This is a genomic window from Peribacillus frigoritolerans (assembly GCF_030676415.1).
GTDB classification, from domain to species: Bacteria; Bacillota; Bacilli; order Bacillales; family DSM-1321; genus Peribacillus; species Peribacillus frigoritolerans_A.
The window spans coordinates 1-223 of record NZ_JAUUTW010000183.1 but is presented as its reverse complement, the minus strand read 5'-3'; the positions used below and the strand labels follow the sequence as shown (position 1 = coordinate 223).

Sequence of the window (223 nt, the reverse complement as noted above, 5' to 3'; positions counted from 1 at the left end):
GTAAAGAAACGAATCAGGGAAATGACCTCGAGAAAATTACCGATACCCATGAAACTCCGAATAAATAAGTTAAAGCAATACCTTAGAGGTTGGATAGGGTATTTCGCCCTCATTGATACTCCGAACGTATTGAAGAATTTAGATTCATGGATTCGAAGAAGACTCAGGATGTGCCTATGGAAGCAATGGAAATTGCCAAGAACGAGGGTGAAGAAACTCAAAG

At 39.9% G+C, this 223-nt stretch carries 1 protein-coding gene; it reads left to right on the top strand.

The annotated features are described in order from the left end of the window. Positions 1-223 (top strand): group II intron maturase-specific domain-containing protein (locus Q8G36_RS28770; RefSeq protein WP_305275400.1); only part of this gene is annotated, 223 nt, incomplete at both ends.